The organism is Burkholderia sp. Se-20378 (assembly GCF_017104665.1).
GTDB classification, from domain to species: domain Bacteria; phylum Pseudomonadota; class Gammaproteobacteria; order Burkholderiales; family Burkholderiaceae; genus Burkholderia; species Burkholderia lata.
The window spans coordinates 1-819 of the sequence record NZ_JAAGPG010001145.1 but is presented as its reverse complement, the minus strand read 5'-3'; the positions used below and the strand labels follow the sequence as shown (position 1 = coordinate 819).

General features: G+C 71.7%; 1 protein-coding gene. It reads left to right on the top strand.

Features of this window, described 5'->3' with window-relative positions; genetic code table 11:
* Window positions 1-819 (top strand): CaiB/BaiF CoA-transferase family protein (locus G3N93_RS40655; RefSeq protein ID WP_206135592.1); only part of this gene is annotated, 819 nt, incomplete at both ends.

Genomic DNA, 819 nt, shown 5'->3' with positions numbered 1-819 from the left:
CGCATTGCTGCGCCAGCTCGGCGCCGACGTGATCAAGGTCGAGCCGCCGGGCGGTGACGCGTTGCGGCAGTTCGGCGCGGACACGTTCGCGCAGTTCAATCGCGGCAAGCGCTCGATCGTGCTCGACCTGAAGACGCCCGACGGCCGCGCACGCTTTCTCGATCTCGTGCACGAGGCCGATGCGGTGGTCGAAGGCAACCGGCCCGGCGTGATGGCGCGGCTCGGGCTCGGCTACGACGTGCTGGCGCAGGCGAACCCGCGCGTCGTGCTGTGCTCGATCACCGGCTACGGGCAGGACGGCCCGTATGCGAACCGCCCCGGCCACGACCTGAACTTCCTGGCCGATGCCGGCTACTGGTCGGTGCCCGCGCAGCTGCACGACACCGTCTCCCGGCCGCGTGTGCGGCTGGCCGATCATGCGGCCGCGCTGCATGCCGCGCTCGCGCTGGCGGTGGCCGTGATGAGCGCCCGCGCGAGCGGGCTCGGCCAGCATCTCGACGTGTCGATCCACGACGCGATTTTCGCGTGGACCGCACCGGCCGCATGGGCGCTGCGCACCGGTCGCGATACGCGCGACACAGCGCGCTGGGTGATGCCCGACAACGACCTGTTCGAGACCGCCGACGGCCGGCACATCGTGCTCGCGACACTCGAGGACAAGTTCTGGGCTGCGTTCGCCGATGCGCTCGGCGACGCGTATCCAGCGCTGCGCGAGCCGCGTTTCGCCCAGCGCGCGGGCCGGCAGCAGCATCGGCACGCGCTGGGCGCGCTGCTGCGTGCGACCTTCGCGACGCGCACGCAGGACGACTGGATGCGTGA